At 50.1% G+C, this 6,584-nt stretch carries 6 protein-coding genes; 1 reads left to right on the top strand and 5 read right to left on the bottom strand.

Annotation, left to right across the window (positions count from 1 at the left end; genetic code table 11):
* Nucleotides 1–434: 434 nt before the first annotated feature.
* The 3 genes from ACQUQM_RS01340 to recQ all read right to left on the bottom strand — a co-directional run bounded on the left by ACQUQM_RS01340 (nt 435) and on the right by recQ (nt 3,882).
* Nucleotides 435–1,217, bottom strand: a complete 783-nt coding sequence (locus ACQUQM_RS01340; protein WP_432472687.1) for a hypothetical protein — start codon at nt 1,215–1,217, stop codon at nt 435–437.
* A 77-nt stretch (nt 1,218–1,294) separates the two neighbouring features.
* Nucleotides 1,295–1,714, bottom strand: coding sequence for a YqaA family protein (locus ACQUQM_RS01335; RefSeq protein ID WP_432472686.1), 420 nt, complete (start codon nt 1,712–1,714; stop codon nt 1,295–1,297).
* Between the two features lie 2 nt (nt 1,715–1,716).
* Nucleotides 1,717–3,882: a DNA helicase RecQ gene (gene recQ, locus ACQUQM_RS01330; protein WP_432472685.1), complete on the bottom strand. Its 2,166-nt coding sequence runs from the start codon at nt 3,880–3,882 to the stop codon at nt 1,717–1,719.
* Between the two features lie 130 nt (nt 3,883–4,012).
* Between recQ and ACQUQM_RS01325 the strand changes: the two genes are divergently transcribed.
* Entirely contained in the window at nt 4,013–4,606 is a 594-nt protein-coding gene (locus tag ACQUQM_RS01325; protein WP_432472684.1) for a YecA family protein, read from the top strand.
* A gap of 204 nt (nt 4,607–4,810) precedes the next feature.
* Here the strand turns inward: ACQUQM_RS01325 and ACQUQM_RS01320 are convergent, their stop codons facing one another.
* The gene (locus ACQUQM_RS01320) at nt 4,811–5,284 is read right to left on the bottom strand and encodes a glycine zipper 2TM domain-containing protein (RefSeq protein ID WP_432472683.1); all 474 of its coding nucleotides are present in this window, start codon (nt 5,282–5,284) and stop codon (nt 4,811–4,813) included.
* Nucleotides 5,285–5,374: 90 nt separating this feature from the next.
* Nucleotides 5,375–6,511, bottom strand: a complete 1,137-nt coding sequence (locus tag ACQUQM_RS01315) for a phospholipase D-like domain-containing protein (protein ID WP_432472682.1) — start codon at nt 6,509–6,511, stop codon at nt 5,375–5,377.
* Between the last annotated feature and the right edge of the window lie 73 nt (nt 6,512–6,584).

Genomic DNA, 6,584 nt, shown 5'->3' with positions numbered 1-6,584 from the left:
TTGCCATCATCGACCAGTTGGTTTATTAAGTCCGCATTTTCTGAGCCCGCTGAATCAGCCAGGGATTCAAGTGAGACATCATTTAACACTATTTTCTGATAAACCACTGCTCCGTTAGGGAACCTACGAATAAGTTCTGCCGGCACTTATCATCCCCTTAGGGGGCTGGCCTATGGGAAAGCTCACAATCAATGAAAAGCTTTGCAATAATGTCTGGACCTTATAATAAGTTCTGACACAGAGCATGGACTTTCCCGAAAGCCCCGTAGGACAGATCCTGGAGCCTGCAGAGCACGAATAGGACTTGTTCGCAGGTTCCTCAGTCTAACCTCATGTTACAGACAGCATAATTGATACTGTTTCAGCGCAAGCTGTAACATATAGATCAAATGCAGACTATTTAGAACTTTGAACGGAGTTACCCTACCGGTGAGCTAATCCCGCCAACCTATCTCTGCTGCAGTCTCAGGCCCGACCACAACGTCATCCAGACTCAAGGGCATCAGAATCCAGCCTGGAGACACTTTCACCCGCCCACCCATTACCTCCGCCCGCGTTTGGGGTAACAACGGCTGCTGTTGTGGATCGGCATAACCTTCTGGAAAAACAGGCTCATTCGTCAGAGGGTCGTACTTATCACTGGCTCCCAGGGTATGTAACAGCTCATGCACGATAACAAAATTATTCTTTGCGTTGTAATCGATACTGGCGAAACCATTCACCAGACCGATCATGCCTTTTTGCAGCCCCAGAGAATGCTCCAGAACGTCACGATTATTGGGAGAGAAATAGCGAAGATAGATGCGGACATCAGGTTCAGGACCTTGCCAGGAATCATTATTCCATGACCACCAGCGCATACTCAGGCTCCAGATAACACTTTCCAGAATACCCGCCTGAGTTGGCACTTCGGGAGGCTCAGACTGTACCGAATCAGCCAGAAATACCTCAGTAACCGGCTGTTCAAGCGACGAATAGTTTTTAGCTTCGCGCTGTAAAAACTGTTCGATCTCTTCAAAATGAGGCTTATCCAGCGCATCAATATACTGCTGAGTATCAGTCCGCCCATCAGCATTTATCGGATACAACACGACCCACACCGAGCGCTGCCAGCTATGGCTGCGCACACTGGACAGCCAGCTATTTAACCCGACAACAAACAGGATGCTGAGCAGAATCAGAATACGAAGTCGTCTGAATGTCCTGGCCGATAGCATAAGTACTCCCGGATTGATCAGTCTCTTATTAACTGCTATCAACTGCAGTTAACGATAATCAGCTACTGATAAATATATCAGCTAACAGCCAGACCTATCACCAGATAACGCAAGGTTTTACCAACCATAATAAGCAGAATTGACGGTAACAGGGCCAAACGCAGCCAACCAGCAACGAAGCACAAAGGATCGCCGATCACCGGCAGCCAGGACAGTAAAAGACAGACCGGACCGTACTTAGTGAGCTGCTGCTGGACCTGCAGGTGACGTTTCTTTTGCAAGGCCTTGAATGGCAGCTTGATAGCCAGTAACCAGCCCATCAGTAAAGTCACCAGGCCACCCAGAGTGTTGCCCAGGCTTGCGATAGCAACCACGACACTAAAAGGATAGACCTGTTCACTAACCAGATACCCCAGCAGCACCTCTGAGCCGCCCGGCAATAAAGTCGAAGATATAAAACTACTGAAGAACAAGCTCCACAGGCCGAAGCTATCCATAATCAGCCTGCTGCTTTGTTGGTACTTTTTGGCGCTATAGGAGGCTTTTCCATATCTGCCCGAATACAGCGCAGTACACCGTATTCATATGCACCATCCAGTTCGTCATAGACTGGCTTCAAGGCAACACCAACACCATCAAGACAACTGCACATCACCTGCTGAATATGTCGCAATTGATCAGCACTGATATCAATAACATCACCAAGCGCTAGCGCACTATCGGAAATCCCCTGAGCCAGATGGTGGTAGATAACATTGGCCGAAAGATGCTGCTGCCGGGCAACCTGAGCAACGGTCATGCCTGCTTTATACAGTGAGATTGACTCACTGGCTTGCTGATTCTGATCCTGCTGTTGGTTGGCTGCCTGCTCATGCTCACGGATCACTTCCAGAAACTGATCACCGTACAGGTCAAGCTTACGCTCACCGATACCATTCAGGCGCCCCATCTGCTGATGGGTCTGAGGATGGTACATCACCATTTCCATCAAAGTAGCATCGTGGAAAATAACATATGGAGGTACATCCTGCTCCCGCGACAGTTCCATACGCTTAGCTTTAAGTGCATTCCATAAGCCATAGTCTTCAGCATCCAGCTTTTGTTGTGGATCACTGCGCTTGGTAAAGGCTTCATGTTTACGCTTATCCTGACGCATCTCGATCTGCTCATCGCCTTTCAGCAAGGGCCGGCAACTATCGGTCAGGTACAATACGCCATGACTATTAGGATCAACCCCGAGATAGCCCCGTGCCACCAGCTGACGAAATACCGAACGCCACTGATTGCGATCCAGTTCTTTACCGATACCGAAGGTCGTCAGCTTATGATGCCCAAGCTCCAATACCCGATCACTACTCTTGCCCAGTAACACTTCAATAACATGATTAACACCAAAGCGTTGTTTACAGCGGTATACCGCCGACAAAGCCTTACGTGCCGCGTCAGTGGCATCCCACACTGGAACCGGCTCCAGGCAGGTATCACAGTTACCACAGGACTCGCTGCCTTGCTCGCCAAAGTAAGAAAGTAAAACTTGCCGCCGACAGCTGGTTATCTCGCATAGCCCCAGCATCGCTTCCAACTTCTGACGCTCGATACTCTTATGCAGATCATCCGCCTGGGAGGCTTCCAGCATCTGGCGCAGGAAAATTACATCCTGCAAGCCATACACCATCCAGGCATCTGCAGGCAGTCCATCACGTCCGGCACGGCCGGTTTCCTGATAGTAAGCTTCAACACTCTTAGGCAGATCGAGATGGGCGACAAAGCGCACATTAGGTTTATCTATGCCCATCCCGAAGGCTACGGTCGCAACCATTAATATGTTTTCTTCAGTCAGAAAACGGTGCTGATTATGGCTACGCAACTCAGCAGGAAGGCCGGCATGATACGGCAAGGCTTTGTAGCCTTGCTCCTGAAGCCACTGCGCTGTCGCTTCGACTTTTTTACGGGACAGGCAGTAAACAATACCTGAATCGCTGGCATGTTCTGTTTTCAGGAATTTCAGCAGCTGCTCTTTAGCCCGGTGCTTCTGACCAATCCGATAGCGGATATTGGGCCGGTCAAAGCCCTGGATAAACTTACGCGACTGCTGTAGCCCCAGCCGTTCGCTGATCTCTTGCTGAGTACGCTCATCCGCGGTCGCCGTGAGCGCAATGCGAGGCACGCCAGGAAAACATTCCTGCAGGTAACTGAGTTGCAAATACTCCGGTCGGAAGTCATGGCCCCACTGGGATACACAGTGTGCCTCATCGATAGCGAACAGCGCCACCTGACATTCACTGAGCATTTTCATGGTGCGCGGTTGCAGCAATCGCTCAGGCGCAACGTAGAGCAGGTCCAGATTACCGCTGCGTAACTGGTGTTCGATCTCCTGCGCCAGACGAAAGTCCATAGAAGAGTTCAGACAACCGGCCCGAATCCCCCACTGTGACAATGCCTGCACCTGGTCCTGCATCAATGCGATCAACGGTGAAACAACCACCGCAACGCCGGGACGAATAAGCGCCGGCAGCTGGTAACACAGAGACTTGCCGCCACCGGTGGGCATGACCACCAGCGCATCCTGCCCCTCGAGCAGCGTCGAGATGACAGCTTCCTGGGGCTCACGAAACTGGTCGTAACCAAAGATCTGTTTGAGTAAATGCTTTGCTTGTTCAATCATGGCGTCGGATTATCCGGGATGTTCAAAGCCCTGTCATCCGGATATCGGTAATTCCTGCGATTAATACTACGCATCCGGCTCGTTTCACTGCTAAAATCAGCGCATTATTTTTATTGCCGGACACTATCTTATGCAAAACGCCATGCTGAACGCCCCTCTGACCGATGCCGAACTGGACGAATTAGAAGCATTTATGTTTTCTGATGCGGTTTCAGAAGACGCGCTGGATCTGATCGGCACCCACGGTTATATGTGTGCGCTGAATATCAGTCCGGTAAAAATTTCAGAAAAACAGTGGCTGCAGGAACTGTTCGACGGTACCCCTGAATACTCTTCTGAAACAGAAAAGGCACGCATCGAAGATCTGCTCAAGCGCCTTTATTTCAGCATCGGCAGCGACCTGTACAATGATCAGGATATGCTGATGCCCTGCGAACTTACGCTTGAAACTGAAAGCGATGAAGAACAAGCGGATCTGACCACCTGGTCCCAGTCATTCATGGAAGCGGTATTCCTGAAAGAAGATGAGTGGTTCAACCATCAGGCAGAAGAAGAGGTCGCTGAACTGATGCTGCCGATTATGATCGCCTCTGAACTGTTTGAAGATCCTGAATTCGCCAAGATGCGTGAAGACCAGCGTCTGTGTGATGAGATGTGCCGTAATATCCCAGAACTATTAATTGATCTTTACCTGCTATTCCACGCCCCGGCCGATAAGAAGTAAGCCGATATAAGATGTAGCAGTTATCCCAGAATTGCTTATCGACCTTTACCTGCTGTTCCACGCACCAGCCGATAAGAAATAAGCCCTGCGCTACAGTCCAAATATAACAAAGCCCGCAATCGCGGGCTTTTTACTAACCAGGCCTTGTTAACTTAGCTTACGCCAACTTCGCCTTTTAACTTAATCTTTATTAGCTAAGCGACCTCAACGCACAATTCTTGCGGTGCCGCCCTGACGCAGGACTCTGACCCGCTCACCCGGTTGAAAGAAACCGCCTGCATCGACTTCCTGAACCACCGAAATAGTCTGGCCATTTTCCAGCGATACAGTGAGTTCCTGCCCCTGTTTCCGCGTCGCGCCTTCTTCCACTTTCTGCCCGATAATGCCACCGGCAACAGCTCCGACAACTGTCGCTAGTGTTTTACCTTTGCCGCCGCCAACTTCACTACCGGCAATGCCACCAACTACAGCGCCAACACCAGCGCCTAACGGACTATCAGTACGGCCCTCAATCACCACCGGATTCACTGCTTCAACCCAGCCATACTGCACCTGCTGTACCCTTCGCGCCTCACTGCGTGAATAGGTTTCACCGGTCAGCGAGGAAGCACATCCTTGCAGCAACATAGTCAGAGAGATAAAAGTCGCAAACAGCACTTTAGTCATCGGCATATTCATAATCAGTTCCTGTAACACCTCATCCTGAGGCTAAATTCATAAGTCTTACTTAGAGTATAAAGCTTACCGCCAATAATAACCTGCCTAAGCTTAACGGATTTTTAACAGCAGCTGACTCACCAGCGACCAGATCAGCTCACGTAGCTTAAGATGCCAGGGACGTTTTTGCCACCGCTCATAGGTAATTTCCTCGCTACGCTGCATATCACTTTCCAACAAGTGTATGACCTGCAGAGTCAAAGCGGGTTCCACAACCTCAAGATTCGCTTCCAGATTCCAGCGCAGATTCCAGTGATCCAGATTGCATGAACCCGCCGAAACCCAGTCATCGCAAACCCCTATTTTTGCATGCAGAAGCGTAGGCTGATATTCGTATATTCGGACCCCTGCTTTCAACAAGCGGCGATAATAACGCTTGGATGCATGGTATATCCAGCGATGATCGGTACAGGGCCCTGCAACAATAACACGCACATCGACCCCTTTTCGGGCTGCCCGACGCAGGCTTCTGCGCACTGAAATAGATGGCAGAAAATACGCCGTTGCCAACCAGACCCTCTGCTCTGCATTGCTGATATGGCGAATAAAACTCAGTTTAATATCCTGCTGATAGAGACCTTGAATCACAGCAACCTTCGCTTTAGCATCACCGCAACGCTGATAGCCGATATCCGTTAACGCCAAAACCTTATTGGCACTGCGTTGCCACTGCTGTCGAAACAGATCCAGCAGGTCAGCAACTACCGGGCCTGTTACCTGCAGCATAATTTCATGCCATCCCGCAGCATCAAACTCAGAGTCAAACTCAGAATCAGCCTTCAGATATTCGTCACTGATCCCGGTGCCACCTATAAAGGCTGTCACCTGATCCACCAGCATCAGCTTGCGATGATCGCGGGCAAAATTCTGCTGTAGCTTACGTATCCGGATCGGGTTATATCGGATTAAGTTAACTCCGGCTGCACGCAATAACTCACAGTCCTCACTACTAAGATCACGGCCACCGAAGTCATCCACCAGCCAGCAAACTTCAACTCCCCGTCTGGCGGCTCTGGTCAGGGCATCGATAAAGCTATCGGTTATCTGTCCGGAACTGACCATATAAAACTCAAGCAGCAGCGACTGTCTGGCTCCCTCTATGGCAGCCAGCATACGGGGGAAAAACTGGTCGCCATCGATCAACAGATCAATGTTATTGTCCGCTCGCCAGTGATACCGTTGTCGCACTGTTCAGCCTCCTACCCTTTATATACAGTCAACTTACACACAGTCACAAGCAGCACAAACTCAATCAACAACA

Origin of the sequence: Amphritea sp. HPY (assembly GCF_050870985.1) — a bacterium.
Lineage (GTDB): Bacteria > Pseudomonadota > Gammaproteobacteria > Pseudomonadales > Balneatricaceae > Amphritea.
The sequence above is the reverse complement of the archived record's forward strand: the minus strand, read 5'-3'. Positions and strand labels throughout refer to the sequence as shown.